Origin of the sequence: Streptomyces sp. NPDC050388, assembly GCF_040655635.1 — a bacterium.
GTDB lineage: Bacteria > Actinomycetota > Actinomycetes > Streptomycetales > Streptomycetaceae > Streptomyces.
In genome coordinates this window covers 18,052-32,760 of sequence record NZ_JBFAKH010000032.1, presented here as the reverse complement: position 1 = coordinate 32,760, position 14,709 = coordinate 18,052, and the positions used below count along the sequence as shown (strand labels likewise).

Genomic DNA, 14,709 nt, shown 5'->3' with positions numbered 1-14,709 from the left:
GGTCAACTGGTCATGGCCGAGCGCACACGACCGAAAAACTGACGTGACATCAGTCTCGTCGGCGGAGCGGACGTTCACCGCCGGCACCCCTGTCCACCATGTGGACACCGTCACGCTGAGTCAGTGACGGCGGGGACGACGGACCCGGCCTCCGGCGGATACGGCCCGGTCAGTGCTGGTGCGCGGGCGGGTAGCCGGAGCCGGCGACGGGGGGCGGAACGGCCCCGTGGGCCTCACGGTCGTAGAACGGGCGGGCGTTGGCCCGCAGCCACATGGCGACCGGGTCGTGTTCGTCGGTCATCGCGACGGTCGACACCGGGAGCCCGTCCGGGACGGCACCGATGGACTGCTGCATCATCGCGCGCACCGCGTCGACGGCCGGCGGCGAAGTGTCGTACACGTCCAGCCCGATGGCGAGATACGGCGCGCCCAGCGCCGGCTGCACCCAGGCGCGGCGCAACGCGCGCACGGCGGGCGTACGGTGCGCGTTCTGCGTGAGCAGGGCGTAGAACTGGGGGATCTCGATGGCGGGTTCGGACAGCCGCAGGGGTCCGGCGGGCTGCCGGTCGAGGCCGGTGGCGAGCCGGCGCAGATCGAGCCACGGGATGCCGAGGCCGCCGCCGGGGGCGTGCGGGTTGAGCCAGAGGCCGTAGCGGTCGGGGTAGAGGGCGCGGGCGGCCTCGAGGCCGTCGACGACCTCGTACGACCGGTTCCAGCCACTGGCGGACAGCTCCTGGGCGGAGGTCACACAGGGCGCGTAGCCGAAGCCGCCGACCTCCATGTTCCCGTACTGGGCGTCCGGGGAGCCGGCCTGACCGTGCCACAGCAGCATCCAGACATGACCGGAGGAGGGGGTCGCGAGCGCGCGAAGCAACGCCTCATAGGCGTCGTAACGCCCGGGGGTCACCTGGCGCAGCATGTGCTCGACCTGCCCGGCCGCCGCGGTGCCAGCGCTCACTTTGTATCGCCCCTCCGTACAACACCCTCGCCCCAGCCAATGAACCTAGCTTAAGCCGCCCGCGGCCCGGGGGCTCCGCCCGTCCGCCGGGCACCGGCGAGCCTCCGGGCGGGGGCCTCCCCCTCGCTCCGCCGGACAGGCTCTAGCCCTCGCGCTGGTAGAACGGGCGAACGCGGTCGCGCATCCATTGGCCGACCGGGTCCTGGGCCACGTCCAGGAGGACCAGGTTGACGGGCCACTTCACCGGCCGACGGCCCAGCGCCCGGCCCAGGGCGTCGCCGGGCAGGACCCGCAGATCGCCCTCCCACTGGGACAGTTCGACCCCGACGAACAGCACCGGGTCCGCGGTCTCTATCTCGGCGAGGCAGCGGCGGGCGGTGCTCACGACACCGGTCGACTCGAACTCCGCGCCCGCGGCGGCAAGGAAGTCCACCGGATCGTCCTGCCAGTCGGGCTCGAACAGCTTGACCCGGCCGCCGCCCGCCGGACCGTCCAGTGGGCCTCGTCCGGCCAGGCACAGTTCGGCCACGGCGGGCGGCGGCAGCGGGACGCCGACCACGCCACCGGGGTTCACCGCGATCCCGGCCTGCGGCGGCAGACCCCGCGCGAACTCCACCGCGGGCGCGACGGTGAACGACATGGGGGTGCCCACGACCTGGCGGAACTGTTCCTCGGAGCTGAAGACCGGGACGTACGCCTGCCCCTCGATCTCCAGGGTGGGCAGGTCCAGCGGGCCGCTGTGCGGACCGCCGCCGTTCGGCAGCGGGACCCAGACGAAGCTCCTGCCCAGCACCTCGATGATCCGGCCGTCCGCCGAGGGGACGCCGAGGGAGGCGGAGAGCACCTCCTCCAACTCGTTGCCGGGCCATCCTCCGTGCGGATGGGGGTGAGTCTGTGCCGGGAAGTCCGCGGAGAAGCCCGCCGGGAAGTCCATCTGCCTACCGCCTGCCTGGAACCACTGCTGTGGCTGAAAAGGCTAACCGCTGCCGCGCCGGGGCCGTCAGCCCGTGCAGCCGTCAGCCCGTGAAGTCGATGCGGCGCAGCGCGTTCGCCGCGTCCCGGTCGATCAGGACCGCCGAGCCGCAGCCCGCGGGCGGGTCGCCGCGCTCCGCGGACCGCAGCACCCGGCCGACGGCGGTGCGGTGCCGCAGGAAGGCGTACCGGGAGACGCCGCGGCCGCGCTCACGCTGCCCGTCCAGCGCCTGCCCCGGGGAGACGTCGAGCAGCAGCAGATGCAGCCCCGCGCCCCGGCGGCGGGCCTCGCGGGCCAGCCAGCGGCGCACCCAGGCGTGGGTACCGCAGTCGTGCACGACGGCCCCCTCGCCGGTGCGCAGGGCGCGGCGCAGCCCGGCGTAGTGGTCGAGGCGGACCAGGGGCCGGTACACCGCGTACGGCAGGAGGCGCGGCATGCGGCGGTCCCAGCGGTCGCGGGTGTCCTGGGAGTCGATACGGGTGCCGCGCACCGCGCGCCGCATCAGTGTGGATTTGCCGCTGCCGGGCAGTCCGGTGACCACGACGAGGTCGCGGGGGCCGAAGACCAGGGCGTGCGGACCGCGGCCGGCGCACCCGCGCAGGTCGCGGACGACGGGCGACGGCCGCGCGCCGCGGGCCTCCCGGGCCGAAGGGGCCTGCTGCTCGGGCGGCGCGACACCCGTGGTGGCGTACGCCGTGGTCCTGTTCACCGTGAGTCCTCCCCTGGGGCAGGCGCCTGAGCACCGTCCCCGCCGAGTGTAAAGAGACGGTAACGGCGGAGCCTCCTCATTCCGTCCGTTTCCCGATACAGACCTGTCACAGCCGTCCGTACAGGCATGAACACCCTGTGCGTACGAAGGAAAGGTCCCCCTGCCGAAGCCTCACGATGCGTGCAATGATGAGCGCGCCAACTGCATACCGGCCGTTTGAATCCGCGCGGGAGAGTCCCTGGCACGTTTCGCCGGGGCGCCGAAGGAGCAAGTCCCTCCCTTGAATCTCTCAGGCACCGTTACCGCGCGGGCCAGGCACATCTGAAAAGCGGGCCGCCGTGCGAGTTTCCGGCGGCTCCACCCAAGGTGCAAGCCGTGACGTCCCCTGCGCGGACGGTCATGGCGAACCTCTCAGGTTCCGATGACAGATGGGGAGGAACGTCCTCACCCTCCCCGTGCTCGGCCCCGGCCGGCGGGGACCCCATCGCCCTGGGAGACCGACCGATGAGCAGTACCGAACTCCGCCGGACAGCGCTCGACGCCCTGCATCGTTCGCTCGGCGCCACGATGACCGACTTCGCCGGCTGGGACATGCCCCTGCGCTACGGCTCCGAGCGCGACGAGCACAACGCCGTGCGCACGAAGGCGGGCCTCTTCGACCTCTCGCACATGGGCGAGATCACCGTCACCGGCCCGCAGGCGGCGCGGTTCCTGGACTACGCCCTGATCGGCAACATCGGGACCGTCAAGCCCGGCCGCGCCCGCTACACCATGATCTGCAGCGAGGACGGCGGCATCCTGGACGACCTGATCGTCTACCGCCTCGGCGAGACCGAGACCCCCGAGTACCTGGTCGTCGCCAACGCCTCCAACGCCCAGGTGGTGCTGGACGCCCTCGTGGAGCGGTCGGCGGGCTTCGACGCCGAGGTCCGCGACGACCGCGACGCGTACGCGCTGATCGCCGTGCAGGGCCCCGAGGCCGCCGGCATCCTCAAGGGCCTCACCGATGCCGACCTGGACGGCCTGAAGTACTACGCCGGTCTGCCCGGCACGGTCGCCGGCGTCCCCGCGCTCATCGCCCGTACCGGCTACACCGGCGAGGACGGCTTCGAGCTGTTCGTCGCGCCGGAGCACGCGGTCGAGGTGTGGCAGGCGCTGACCGGGGCGGGCGAGGCCGTGGGGCTGGTCCCGTGCGGGCTGGCCTGCCGGGACACGCTGCGCCTGGAGGCCGGCATGCCGCTGTACGGCAATGAGCTGAGCGCCTCGCTGACGCCGTTCGACGCCGGGTTCGGCCGGGTCGTGAAGTTCGAGAAGGAGGGCGACTTCGTGGGCCGCGCCGCCCTGGCCGAGGCCGCCGCCCGTGCCGAGCGGACCCCGCCCCGCGCCCTGGTGGGCCTGGTCGCCGAGGGCCGCCGGGTCCCGCGCGCCGGGTACCCGGTGGTGGCCGGCGGCGAGGTGATCGGCGAGGTCACCTCCGGCGCGCCCGCACCGACGCTGGGCAAGCCGATCGCGATGGCGTACGTCGACGTGGCGCACTCGGAGCCGGGTACCCCGGGCGTGGGCGTGGACATCCGTGGCAGCCACGAGCCGTACGAGGTCGTGGCTCTGCCGTTCTACAAGCGGCAGAAGTGACGACGTCGTAGGACGTGGGCCGCGCGTCCGGCCGTACCGGCCGAGGCCGGGCGCGGCGCACCCGCTCACCCGTGCTTCCGCCATCAGCCGGGCCGGTCCCGTGGCCCCCGGGCTCCTTCGCCCCTCTTTCACCCCCTTTCGTCGCCGTCGATCCCGGCGGTCCCTCGCACACAGGAGGATCCAGATCATGAGCAACCCCCAGCAGCTCCGCTACAGCAAGGAACACGAGTGGCTGACGGCCGCCGAGGACGGCGTGTCGGCGATCGGCATCACGGAGCACGCGGCCAACGCGCTCGGCGACATCGTGTTCGTCCAGCTCCCCGAGGTCGGCGACACCGTGACCGCGGGTGAGACCTGCGGCGAGCTGGAATCGACCAAGTCGGTCAGCGACCTGTACTGCCCGGTCACCGGCGAGGTCACCGAGGTCAACGAGGACGTGGTGAACGACCCGTCGCTGGTGAACTCGGCCCCCTTCGAGGGCGGCTGGCTGTTCAAGGTGCGGGTGAGCGACGAGCCGGCCGACCTGCTCTCGGCCGCCGAGTACGACGCCTTCATCCAGGGCTGAGGAGGCCGCACCCCATGTCGCTCCTGAACACCCCGCTGCACGAGCTCGACCCGGCCGTCGCGGCGGCGGTCGACGCCGAGCTGCACCGTCAGCAGTCCACCCTCGAGATGATCGCCTCGGAGAACTTCGCCCCGGTCGCGGTCATGGAGGCCCAGGGCACGGTCCTCACCAACAAGTACGCCGAAGGCTACCCCGGCCGCCGCTACTACGGCGGCTGCGAGCACGTCGACGTGATCGAGCAGATCGCCATCGACCGGGTCAAGGAACTCTTCGGCGCCGAGCACGCGAACGTGCAGCCGCACTCGGGTGCGCAGGCCAACGCCGCCGCGATGTTCGCGCTGCTCAAGCCCGGTGACACGATCATGGGTCTGAACCTCGCGCACGGCGGGCACCTGACCCACGGCATGAAGATCAACTTCTCCGGCAAGCTCTACGACGTGGTCGCGTACCACGTCGGCGACGACGGCCAGGTCGACATGGCCGAGGTCGAGCGGCTGGCCAAGGAGAGCAAGCCGAAGCTGATCGTCGCCGGCTGGTCGGCGTACCCGCGTCAGCTGGACTTCGCCGCGTTCCGCCGGATCGCGGACGAGGTCGGCGCCTACCTCATGGTCGACATGGCGCACTTCGCCGGTCTGGTCGCGGCGGGCCTGCACCCGAACCCGGTCCCGCACGCCCACGTCGTCACCACGACCACGCACAAGACCCTCGGCGGTCCGCGCGGCGGCGTGATCCTCTCCACGGCCGAACTGGCCAAGAAGATCAACTCCGCGGTCTTCCCCGGCCAGCAGGGCGGTCCGCTGGAACACGTGATCGCGGCCAAGGCGGTCGCCTTCAAGGTCGCCGCGTCCGAGGACTTCAAGGACCGGCAGCGCCGCACCCTGGAAGGCGCCCGCATCCTGGCCGAGCGCCTGGTCAGGGACGACGTCAAGGCCGTGGGCGTGGACGTGCTGTCCGGCGGCACGGACGTGCACCTGGTCCTGGTCGACCTGCGCGACTCCGAGCTGGACGGGCAGCAGGCCGAGGACCGTCTCCACGAGGTCGGCATCACCGTCAACCGCAACGCGATCCCGAACGACCCGCGCCCCCCGATGGTCACCTCGGGTCTGCGGATCGGCACGCCCGCCCTGGCCACCCGCGGCTTCACGGCCGAGGACTTCGCCGAGGTGGCGGACGTGATCGCCGAGACGCTCAAGGCGTCCTCCCCCTTCGGGGCCGCCGCCGTCGAGGCGCTCCGGGCCCGGGTGACCGCGCTCGCCGAGAAGTACCCGCTGTACCCGGGTCTGAAGTAGTTTCGCAGTTTTCGCAATTTCGTACGCTTTTGTTCGTACGGGCGGGGCATCGCGCACACTGGATCGGTGGGCGCGGTGCCCCGCACCATGCCCCGCACGCATCCAGTGCCGAATCTCCCTTCCCCGGCCTTACCCCGGCGGACAGCGCCGTCCACCGAACCCCTAGGAGTCCTCCCGTGGCCCTCTCGGTCTTCGACCTCTTCTCGATCGGCATCGGCCCGTCCAGCTCGCACACGGTCGGCCCGATGCGGGCCGCCCGCATGTTCGCCCGGCGGCTGGACAACGAGGGTCTGCTGGACTCGGTCGCCTCGGTCCGGGCGGAGCTGTACGGCTCGCTGGGCGCCACCGGCCACGGCCACGGCACTCCCAAGGCGGTGCTGCTCGGCCTGGAGGGCGACTCGCCCCGCACGGTGGACGTGGAGACGGCCGACGAGCGGGTGGAGAAGATCAAGGAGTCGGGCCGCCTGCGGCTGCTCGACGACCACGAGATCGCGTTCTCCTTCGACGACGACCTGGTGCTGCACCGCCGCAAGGCGCTCCCGTACCACGCGAACGGCATGACCCTCCAGGCCTTCGACGCGTCCGGCGCCGAGGTGCTGTCGAAGACGTACTACTCGGTGGGCGGCGGCTTCGTCGTCGACGAGGAGGCGGTGGGCGCGGACCGCATCAAGCTCAACGACACGGTCCTGAAGTACCCCTTCCGCACCGGCGACGAGCTGCTGCGCCTGACCCGGGAGACGGGCCTGTCCATCTCCGCGCTGATGCTGGAGAACGAGTGCTCCTGGCGGACCGAGGAGGAGGTCCGCCAGGACCTGCTGGAGATCTGGCGGGTGATGCAGGCGTGCGTGGCGCGCGGCATGTCCCGCGAGGGCATCCTGCCGGGCGGACTGAAGGTGCGCCGCCGCGCCGCGAACACGGCGCGCAAGCTGCGCTCCGAGGGCGACCCGAAGGCCCTCGCCATGGAGTGGATCACGCTCTACGCCATGGCCGTGAACGAGGAGAACGCCGACGGCGGCCGCGTCGTCACCGCCCCGACCAACGGTGCGGCCGGCATCATCCCCGCCGTCCTGCACTACTACATGAACTTCGTCCCCGGTGCCGACGAGGAGGGTGTGGTCCGCTTCCTGCTCGCGGCCGGCGCGATCGGCATGCTCTTCAAGGAGAACGCCTCCATCTCCGGCGCCGAGGTGGGCTGCCAGGGCGAGGTCGGCTCCGCCTGCTCGATGGCGGCGGGCGCCCTCGCCGAGGTGATGGGCGGCTCGCCGGAGCAGGTCGAGAACGCCGCGGAGATCGGCATGGAGCACAACCTCGGCCTGACCTGCGACCCGGTCGGCGGCCTCGTCCAGATCCCGTGCATCGAGCGCAACGGCATGGCGGCGGTGAAGGCGGTCACCGCCGCGCGCATGGCCCTGCGCGGCGACGGCTCGCACAAGGTGTCCCTCGACAAGGTCATCAAGACGATGAAGGACACCGGCGCGGACATGTCCGTCAAGTACAAGGAGACGGCGCGGGGCGGGCTGGCGGTCAACATCATCGAGTGCTGAGGGAACAGGCCCTGAGCCGAAGGCCGCGGGACGGCGCCTACGTCGCGCGAACGGCCGCGGCGAGGGCCTTGCCGACGGCCCGGGCTCCCGAAGCGTTGGGGTGCAGCGGCGCGGCCGCACGGGTGGGGATCAGGCCCTCGATGTAGCGGTCGGCGGGGGCGGCGCAGACGTCGTGTCCGGTGCTCGGGGCGTAGGTGTCGACGAAGGCGGCGCCGTGCTTTTCGGCCGTCCGCCTCAGCACGGTGTTGAGGTGGTTGACCGCGCCTTGGAGGTGGTTGGCGTCCTGCTTCCAGAAGGGCTGGGCGGGGTGGCAGCCGTCGGTGCGGAAGTAGTTGCCGTAGCCGACGACGAAGACCTCGGCATGCGGGGCCCGTCGGGCGATGCCGTCCAGGACTGCGGCGAAGGTCGGCGCCCAGGCGTCGATGCGGGCCCTGACCTTGTCGGTGCCGCCGGCGGTGTTCTTTGCCGCGCAACTGGTGCCGTGAGGCTGGGGCAGGATGTTGACGCAGCCGAGCACCTCGTTGAACAGGCCGGTGTCGTTGCCGCCGATGGTGACGCTGACGAGGTCGGTGTCGGGCGTGAGTGCGTCGTACTGGGGCGCGGTTCCCGAGTGCTGGGCGGTGCTCAGATGGCCGCTGGTGGCGCCGGAGCAGCTGACGTCGGTGAGTTTCGCACCGAGGGCCTCGGCCGCGACGTGGGGATAGTCGGCCAGGGAACGCAGGCACTTCAGGTCGGCCGGGTCGACGGGCGGCACCAGGGGTGCGGCCGCGAAGGAATCACCGAGCGCGACGTACCGCAGTGGTTCGGCCGCGGCCGACGCAGCCGGGACCGATGTCGTGACCCACACGGCCCCGGTGGACAGAACGGTGGCCAGGGCCAGGCGCAGGGCTGTTTTCAAGGACGCCTCCATTCGGCACATGCGCGGACGTGGTCCCGCTGTGCCATGAGCTTGCTCGAGCGCGGGCGCCGCCGCACGGCGGCCTGCGGGAACCCGTTCCTCCGGAGCAGACGCCACCGGACCACCGCCCGCCGGACTTCCCCGCCGTGCAGGAGGTTCCGGTCAGCCGGCCAGGGCGGGGGCAATGCCTCAGATTCACCTGTTCGGCCGCTGCCCGTTCGGCGTACCGCCTCCCTTCGCTCCCGGCGGGTGTGCCCGTTCAGGTCTCCGGCCCACAGCTGACGGCAGGCCGGGCGGCGGCGTATTCTTGTCCGCTGGGACTCTGGTCCGGGCATGGGGCCCGGACACGGGGCTCGGGCACGGGGTCCGCGCATGGGGTCCGGTGTTCTGCTGGGGGTTGGAATCATGGTTGCTGGTCGTGTGGTGCGGTTCGACGCCGTGCGGGGTTACGGGTTCATCGCTCCCGAGCACGGCGGGGAGGACGTCTTCCTCCACGTCAACGACGTACGGATCCCGGAGCACCAGTTGCGTCCCGGGATCGCCGTGGAGTTCGAGATCGAGGAGGGCGACCGGGGTCTCAAGGCCTCGGGCGTACGGCTGGCCCAGGGAGCCGGCGGGGTGTCCTCCGCCGTGGGCAGGCATCCGGACGGCGACGACTCGCTGTGCGACGTGCTGACCGCCGAGGAGTACCTCCAGGAGGTCACGGAGGTCCTGCTGTCCGCCGCGCCCACGCTCACCGGCGAGCAGATCCTCCAGGCGCGCCGAGGGCTGCTGCAGTTCGGCAAGACCCACGGCTGGTGCGAGGGCTGAGACCGGTCCAGGCCCCTGGGGGCGGGTCCGCCGGCGGGGCGGGAGTCGCGGCCCTTCGGTCACCCCTTACGGGGAGAAGTTGACGTTTCCACCACTTATACGGGGCTCCCGTGCCACCGTGAGGGCAGTGAGCCATTCGACTCCCCTCCCCCCACCAGCACCGCAGGGAGCCTCATGCTGCGCGGCATCGATGTGAGTTCGTACCAGTCCTCGTCGTTCGACACCGACGGCCTCTCCTTCGTCTTCATCAAGGCGACGGAAGGCCGTTCCTATGTCAGCCCCGGACTCTCCGCCCAGACGGAGAACGCCCGCGAGGCCGGACTGGTCGTCGGCTTCTACCACTTCCTCTGGCCGGGCAACCTGGCCGCGCAGGCGGAGCACTTCGTCTCCGAGGCTGCCGGGCGGCGGGGCGACATCCTCGCCGTCGACTGGGAGACGACCGGCGAGGGCACCCGCGCGAGCAACGCGGAGAAGGACCGCTTCATCCGCAAGGTGAAGGAACTGCGGCCGCACAACAGGGTGGTCCTGTACGCGAACAGGCATTTCTGGCTCGACGTCGACACCACCTCCTACGCCGGAGACGGCCTCTGGATCGCCGACTACGTCACCGCGGGCAAGCCCCGCATCAAGGCGGAGTGGCGCTTCCACCAGTACACCGACGACCCCCTGGACAAGAACGTCGCCGACTTCCCCGACCGCGCGGCCCTGAAGGAGTGGGCCGACGGCATGTGAGGGGAGCCGGCGACGGCCGCGGTTCAGCGGTCGGTGACGCGCATCTCGAACCAGGTCGTCTTGCCCCGTGGGAGCAGGTCGACGCCCCAGCGGTCGGCGAGGGTGTCGACGAGGAAGAGGCCGCGCCCGCTGACGTCCAGTTCCTGGACCGGCATGAGACAGGGCAGGCCGCGGGACGGGTCCCGGACCTCGACGCGGATCCAGCGGGGGCGGCGGCGCAGCCGGAGGCCGAAGACGCGGGCACCGGTGTGGCGTACCGCGTTGCCGACGAGTTCGGAGACGAGCAGAACGGCGTCCTCGGTGGTCGCGGCGGTGAGGCCCCACTGGCGCAGGAGCACGATCTGGGTGAGCCGGCGTGCGGTGGCGGCGGACTCGGGGCGGGACGGCAGCGGAACCTCTGCCTCCGTCGGGTTGCCGAACAACTCCAGCGCCTTCTGGGCGTGTTCGTCCTCGACCGTCGGCGACCAGCGCGACGCGGTCGCACGTCCGTCTCCCCGCGGCTGTTCCATGCCATCCAGCCCCGTCATGGCCCCATCATGGCCGTCCGGTGGGGCGTCCGGGGTCGTTCCGGGGGAATGCGCCCCCTGCACGCCCCCGCGCCGGGCTGGGCCGCCGACATATGCCTTCGGCACGTCGGTGCCGTCAGCGACCTCTGCGACCTGCGACAACGGCTCGCTGTGCGGCAATCGACAGGCTCCCTCGACGCGGCAGACTTAAGGGCCCGTTAAGGCTCCCATAAACCGCCCCGTCGAGGGGCCCGGATCAGACATCGCGTCAATTGCAAGCCCTCGGAGGAGGATTCAGAGGAACTTTGCCTTACCGGGGCCGTCCTCCACGAAGCTGCGCATCCCCCGTTCACGGTCCTCGGTGGCGAACAGGCCCGCGAACCAGTTGCGCTCGACGGCGAGGCCGGTGTCGATGTCGGTCTCCAGACCGGTGTCGATCGACTCCTTGGCCGCGCGCAGCGCGATCGTCGGCCCCTTGGCGAGCCGCGCGGCCCACGCGTGCGCCTGCTCGTAGACCTCGGCGGCGGGGACCACACGGTCCACCAGGCCCAGCGCGAGCGCCTCGTCGGCCTTCACCTGGCGGCCCGTGAAGATGAGGTCCTTCGCCTTCGACGGGCCGATGAGGCGGGCCAGGCGCTGCGTGCCGCCGGCCCCCGGGATCAGCCCGAGCAGGATCTCCGGCTGGCCCAGCTTGGCGTTCTCCCCGGCGATGCGGAAGTCGGCGCAGAGCGCGAGTTCGCAGCCGCCGCCGAGCGCGTAACCGGTCACCGCGGCCACCACCGGCTTGGGGATGCGGGCCACGGCCGTGAAGGAGTCCTGCAGGGCGCGGGCGCGCAGGACCATCGCGGTGTGGTCCATGGCCTGCATCTCCTTGATGTCCGCGCCCGCCGCGAACACCTTCTCGCCGCCGTGGATCACGACGGCGCGTACGTCCTCGCGACGCGTGACCTCCTCGGCGAGTTCCTTCAGCCGGTCCTGCGTGGCGACGTCCAGCGCGTTCATGGGCGGGCGGTCCAGGCGCAGCGTGCCGACGCCCTCGGCGACTTCGAGATGTACGGTCATGCCAGCAGGTTAACGGCGACTAACGGCAACGAGGCTGGTGCGGTAGATCACACCCGTCCGACGGCAGCGGCCCCGGTGCCTCGGCGGGCACCGGGGCCGCGTACGCCGTGACGGACCGGGCCTAGGCCTTCCACTCCTCCCAGGACATGTTCCAGCCGTTGAGGCCGTTGTCCGGGGCGATGGTGGCGTCGTTGGAGTTCTTCACGACGACCACGTCGCCGATCATGGTGTTCTCGTAGAACCAGGCGCCCGGGGCCTTCTTGTCCCAGCCGCCCCGGGTGTCGCGCAGCCCGATGCAGCCGTGGCTGGCGTTGTAGTTGCCGAAGGCGCCGCCGCCCCAGTAGTTGCCGTGGATGAAGGTGCCGGAGGTGCTCAGACGCATGGCGTGCGGGACGTCCTTGATGTCGTACTCGCCCTTGCCGTCGGCGTCGGTGAAGCCGACGGTCGCGCCGTTCATCCGGGTGACCTTGAGCCGCTCGCTGACGACCATCTTGCCGTTCCAGGTCTCGGTGCCGGGGGCACCGGCGGTGATCGGGATGGTCTTGATGACCTTGCCGTCCCGCTCGACCTTCATGGTGTGCTTCTTGGCGTCGACGACGGAGACCTGGCTGCGGCCGATGGTGAAGGAGACGGTCCTGGACTGCTTGCCGTAGACGCCGGGGCGGCCCTCGACGCCGTCGAGGTCGAGGTCGACGGTGACCTTGGTACCGGACTTCCAGTACTTCTCGGGCCGGAAGTCGAGCCGGTCGTTGCCGAACCAGTGGCCCTCGACCTCGACGGGCGGTTCGGTCTTGATGCGGATGGCCTTCTCGACGTCGTCAGGATTGGTGATGCCCCGGGTGAAGCGGAGCGAGAACGGCATGCCGACGCCGACCTCGGAGCCGTCCTCGGGCGTGAAGGTGCCGACGAAGGTGTTCTTCGGCGTCAGGGTGGTGAAGCTGGAGTCCTCGGCTGCGGTGCGGTCGGCGGAATCCTCGGCGACCGCGTGCACCGTGTACCTGGTGGCGGCGGCCAGGTGGGTCGACGGCGTCCAACTGGCGCCGTCACCGGATATCTCCCCGTCGACCTCCTTGCCGTCCGGGGCCTTGACGACGACCTCGGTCAGCTTTCCCTTGGTCGCGTCGACCTTCAGCACGCCGCTGGTCTTCACGGACTCGGCGCCGTCCTCGGGCGCTATGCCGATGACCGCCTCGGACTGCTTGCTCTGCGCCGCGGTGGAGTCCTTGTCCTTGCCCTTGCCCTCGGCCGCCGGGCCCGCCTCCCCACCGCCGCACGCGGTGACCGCCAGCATCACTCCGAGTGCCAGCGCCGCCAGCTTCCTGCCACCATGCCTCCGCGCGTCAACCGACGCCCCCGGAACCGGCCCCACGTTCACTTGTTTCTCCCCTCGGCGGGCCTGGCCGGACCCGCGCCCCCGCACGCCCCTCGCGCGCTTCGGCGCATAGTAACCACAGGCCAGGGGCGTTGGACGCGGCAGGTTTGTCACCGTTCCGTTCCAAATTCAATGGCCTGCGGCGCACAACCAGGGCGCCCTCCCGGCGGTCCGCGCGGGGGCGCTGCGAGGAGCCACCTCGACGAGTCGCCTCAAGGAGACGCCGCGCGGGGTCACTTCACGGCGCTGCCCTTCGTCCACTCCTCCCAGTCCATGTTCCAGCCGCCGAGGCCGTTGTCCGGGGCGACCGTCGTGTCCTTGCTGTTGACCACCTCGACGACGTCACCGATGAGGCTGCGGTCGAAGAACCAGCCGGCCGGGGTGTCCGCGCCACCGCCCTTCACGTCGTGCAGTCCCACGCACCCGTGGCTGACGTTGGTGTCGCCGAAGACGTCCTCCCCGGCCCAGTAGTTGCCGTGCAGGAAGGTGCCGGATTCGGTCAGGCGGATGGCGTGCGGGACGTCGGGGATGTCGTACTCGCCCTTGCCGTCGGCGTCGGTGAAGCCGACGGTCGCGCCGTTCATCCGGGTGACCTCGAGCATCTCGGTGATCACCATCTTCCCGTTGTACGTGGGGGTCTTCGTCGCCCCGGCCGTGATCGGCACCGTGGCGAGCTCCTCACCGTCCCGGCTCACCTTCATGGTGTGCCGGCCCGCGTCGACCACCGAGATCTGGCTGCGGCCGACGGTGAAGGAGAACGTGCGGTGCTGGAGTCCGTACACGCCGGGCGCGCCCTCGACGTCCCGCAGGTCCAGCTCGACGGTGACCTCGGTGCCGGGCTGCCAGTACTTCTCGGGCCGGAAGTCGAGCCGGTCCTTGCCGAACCAGTGCGGGCGGATGTCGACGGCCGGGCGGGAGGTGACCCGGACGGCCCGTTCGACCGCCGCGCGGTGGACGACCTCACGGTTGAACGCCAGGGAGACGATCATCCCGGTGCCGACCACGGAGCGGTGTTCCGGGGCGACGTAGCCGATGAAGCGTTCCTCGGGGACGTACGTGGTGAACGTGGTGCGGCGGGAGGAGCGGCGGCCGGCGCCGTCCAGGGCCACGGCGTCGACCGTGTACCTCGCGGCGAGCGCCAGCCGTTCGTCCTCGGGCTTCCAGCTCCGCCCGTCGGCGGAGATGCGCCCGGGAACCGGGGACTCCCGCGCGTCCTGCGATCTGACGACCTTCACCGACTCCAGCCGCCCCTCGGGCGCCCGTACCCGCAGCGTGCTGCCGGGGCGCACCTCCTTGCTGCCGTCGGCGGGCGCGACCCGGATGACCTCCTCGGGCGCCGGAGGGCCGAACGCCCCTCCGATCGCGCCGTCCGAGGTGCAGCCGACGGCTCCGGCCAGCAACCCTGTCCATGTCAGTACGGCGGCCAGTGCGGCCCTCGCGCGCCGTGCGCGCCCTTGTACGTGGCTCACGCGGTACCCAACGACGGTCCGCGCCGTCGGGAAACGACCATGCGCCCCCTCGGGGCACGCGAGGGTACGCCCTCCGGGGGAACCCGCGGATGCGCCCCCGCTCCAGGTGTGCTGTCCCGCGGACAGGTCGTGCTCTCGGCGACACGTGAGTGCGCGGCACCCTCTGGGCAGAACTGTGGGGAGGACGACG

At 71.3% G+C, this 14,709-nt stretch carries 14 protein-coding genes and 1 riboswitch; of the genes, 6 read left to right on the top strand and 8 right to left on the bottom strand.

Going from position 1 to position 14,709, the window contains the following annotated elements:
* Nucleotides 1–169 precede the first annotated feature (169 nt).
* The 3 genes from AB0I73_RS19950 to AB0I73_RS19940 form a co-directional block, all read right to left on the bottom strand.
* Nucleotides 170–919 carry an enhanced serine sensitivity protein SseB C-terminal domain-containing protein gene (locus tag AB0I73_RS19950; RefSeq protein ID WP_109381241.1) on the bottom strand — a complete coding sequence of 250 codons (750 nt, stop codon included), beginning with the start codon at nt 917–919 and terminating at the stop codon, nt 170–172.
* Between the two features lie 181 nt (nt 920–1,100).
* A complete protein-coding gene (locus tag AB0I73_RS19945) occupies nt 1,101–1,892 on the bottom strand; it encodes an enhanced serine sensitivity protein SseB (RefSeq protein ID WP_363039087.1) in 792 nt (263 codons plus the stop codon).
* An 82-nt stretch (nt 1,893–1,974) separates the two neighbouring features.
* Nucleotides 1,975–2,640 (bottom strand): AAA family ATPase, encoded by a 666-nt coding sequence (locus tag AB0I73_RS19940; protein WP_363039085.1) that lies wholly within the window; start codon nt 2,638–2,640, stop codon nt 1,975–1,977.
* Nucleotides 2,641–2,857: 217 nt separating this feature from the next.
* Nucleotides 2,858–2,955, top strand: a riboswitch (glycine riboswitch).
* Between the two features lie 189 nt (nt 2,956–3,144).
* On the opposite strand from AB0I73_RS19940, the gene gcvT reads away from it, so the two are divergent.
* The 4 genes from gcvT (at nt 3,145) to AB0I73_RS19920 (ending at nt 7,670) form a co-directional block, all read left to right on the top strand.
* Nucleotides 3,145–4,272, top strand: coding sequence for a glycine cleavage system aminomethyltransferase GcvT (gene gcvT, locus AB0I73_RS19935; RefSeq protein WP_363039083.1), 1,128 nt, complete (start codon nt 3,145–3,147; stop codon nt 4,270–4,272).
* A 187-nt stretch (nt 4,273–4,459) separates the two neighbouring features.
* The gene (gcvH, locus tag AB0I73_RS19930; RefSeq protein WP_363039081.1) at nt 4,460–4,837 is read left to right on the top strand and encodes a glycine cleavage system protein GcvH; all 378 of its coding nucleotides are present in this window, start codon (nt 4,460–4,462) and stop codon (nt 4,835–4,837) included.
* A 14-nt stretch (nt 4,838–4,851) separates the two neighbouring features.
* On the top strand, nt 4,852–6,126 hold the full coding sequence (gene glyA / locus AB0I73_RS19925; RefSeq protein WP_363039079.1) for a serine hydroxymethyltransferase: 1,275 nt from the start codon (nt 4,852–4,854) through the stop codon (nt 6,124–6,126).
* 176 nt (nt 6,127–6,302) lie between these two features.
* Entirely contained in the window at nt 6,303–7,670 is a 1,368-nt protein-coding gene (locus AB0I73_RS19920; protein ID WP_363039077.1) for an L-serine ammonia-lyase, read from the top strand.
* A 37-nt stretch (nt 7,671–7,707) separates the two neighbouring features.
* On the opposite strand, the gene AB0I73_RS19915 is transcribed toward AB0I73_RS19920, so the two are convergent.
* Nucleotides 7,708–8,568 carry an SGNH/GDSL hydrolase family protein gene (locus AB0I73_RS19915; protein ID WP_363039075.1) on the bottom strand — a complete coding sequence of 287 codons (861 nt, stop codon included), beginning with the start codon at nt 8,566–8,568 and terminating at the stop codon, nt 7,708–7,710.
* Between the two features lie 405 nt (nt 8,569–8,973).
* Here AB0I73_RS19915 and AB0I73_RS19910 point away from each other — a divergent pair, with 405 nt between their 5' ends.
* Together AB0I73_RS19910 and AB0I73_RS19905 are read left to right on the top strand one after the other, a co-directional pair.
* Nucleotides 8,974–9,378, top strand: coding sequence for a cold shock domain-containing protein (locus AB0I73_RS19910; RefSeq protein WP_363039073.1), 405 nt, complete (start codon nt 8,974–8,976; stop codon nt 9,376–9,378).
* A 174-nt stretch (nt 9,379–9,552) separates the two neighbouring features.
* On the top strand, nt 9,553–10,110 hold the full coding sequence (locus tag AB0I73_RS19905; protein ID WP_363039071.1) for a glycoside hydrolase family 25 protein: 558 nt from the start codon (nt 9,553–9,555) through the stop codon (nt 10,108–10,110).
* 23 nt (nt 10,111–10,133) lie between these two features.
* On the opposite strand, the gene AB0I73_RS19900 is transcribed toward AB0I73_RS19905, so the two are convergent.
* The 4 genes from AB0I73_RS19900 to AB0I73_RS19885 all read right to left on the bottom strand — a co-directional run bounded on the left by AB0I73_RS19900 (nt 10,134) and on the right by AB0I73_RS19885 (nt 14,519).
* A complete protein-coding gene (locus AB0I73_RS19900; protein ID WP_258308562.1) occupies nt 10,134–10,637 on the bottom strand; it encodes an ATP-binding protein in 504 nt (167 codons plus the stop codon).
* A gap of 273 nt (nt 10,638–10,910) precedes the next feature.
* Nucleotides 10,911–11,678, bottom strand: coding sequence for an enoyl-CoA hydratase-related protein (locus AB0I73_RS19895; RefSeq protein WP_363039069.1), 768 nt, complete (start codon nt 11,676–11,678; stop codon nt 10,911–10,913).
* Nucleotides 11,679–11,799: 121 nt separating this feature from the next.
* Nucleotides 11,800–12,969, bottom strand: coding sequence for an Ig-like domain-containing protein (locus AB0I73_RS19890; protein ID WP_363039067.1), 1,170 nt, complete (start codon nt 12,967–12,969; stop codon nt 11,800–11,802).
* Between the two features lie 314 nt (nt 12,970–13,283).
* Complete coding sequence (locus AB0I73_RS19885; RefSeq protein ID WP_363039065.1) at nt 13,284–14,519, bottom strand: Ig-like domain-containing protein; 1,236 nt, start codon at nt 14,517–14,519, stop codon at nt 13,284–13,286.
* Nucleotides 14,520–14,709: the final 190 nt, after the last annotated feature.

Excerpts from the sequence above, each read along its gene's own strand:
- AB0I73_RS19950 (WP_109381241.1), bottom strand. The coding sequence starts at position 919 with ATGCTGCGCCAGGTGACCCCCGGGCGTTACGACGCCTATGAGGCGTTG.
- AB0I73_RS19945 (WP_363039087.1), bottom strand. The coding sequence starts at position 1,892 with ATGGACTTCCCGGCGGGCTTCTCCGCGGACTTCCCGGCACAGACTCAC.
- gcvT (WP_363039083.1), top strand. The coding sequence starts at position 3,145 with ATGAGCAGTACCGAACTCCGCCGGACAGCGCTCGACGCCCTGCATCGT.
- gcvH (WP_363039081.1), top strand. The coding sequence starts at position 4,460 with ATGAGCAACCCCCAGCAGCTCCGCTACAGCAAGGAACACGAGTGGCTG.
- glyA (WP_363039079.1), top strand. The coding sequence starts at position 4,852 with ATGTCGCTCCTGAACACCCCGCTGCACGAGCTCGACCCGGCCGTCGCG.
- AB0I73_RS19910 (WP_363039073.1), top strand. The coding sequence starts at position 8,974 with ATGGTTGCTGGTCGTGTGGTGCGGTTCGACGCCGTGCGGGGTTACGGG.
- AB0I73_RS19905 (WP_363039071.1), top strand. The coding sequence starts at position 9,553 with ATGCTGCGCGGCATCGATGTGAGTTCGTACCAGTCCTCGTCGTTCGAC.
- AB0I73_RS19900 (WP_258308562.1), bottom strand. The coding sequence starts at position 10,637 with ATGACGGGGCTGGATGGCATGGAACAGCCGCGGGGAGACGGACGTGCG.
- AB0I73_RS19895 (WP_363039069.1), bottom strand. The coding sequence starts at position 11,678 with ATGACCGTACATCTCGAAGTCGCCGAGGGCGTCGGCACGCTGCGCCTG.
- AB0I73_RS19890 (WP_363039067.1), bottom strand. The coding sequence starts at position 12,969 with ATGCTGGCGGTCACCGCGTGCGGCGGTGGGGAGGCGGGCCCGGCGGCC.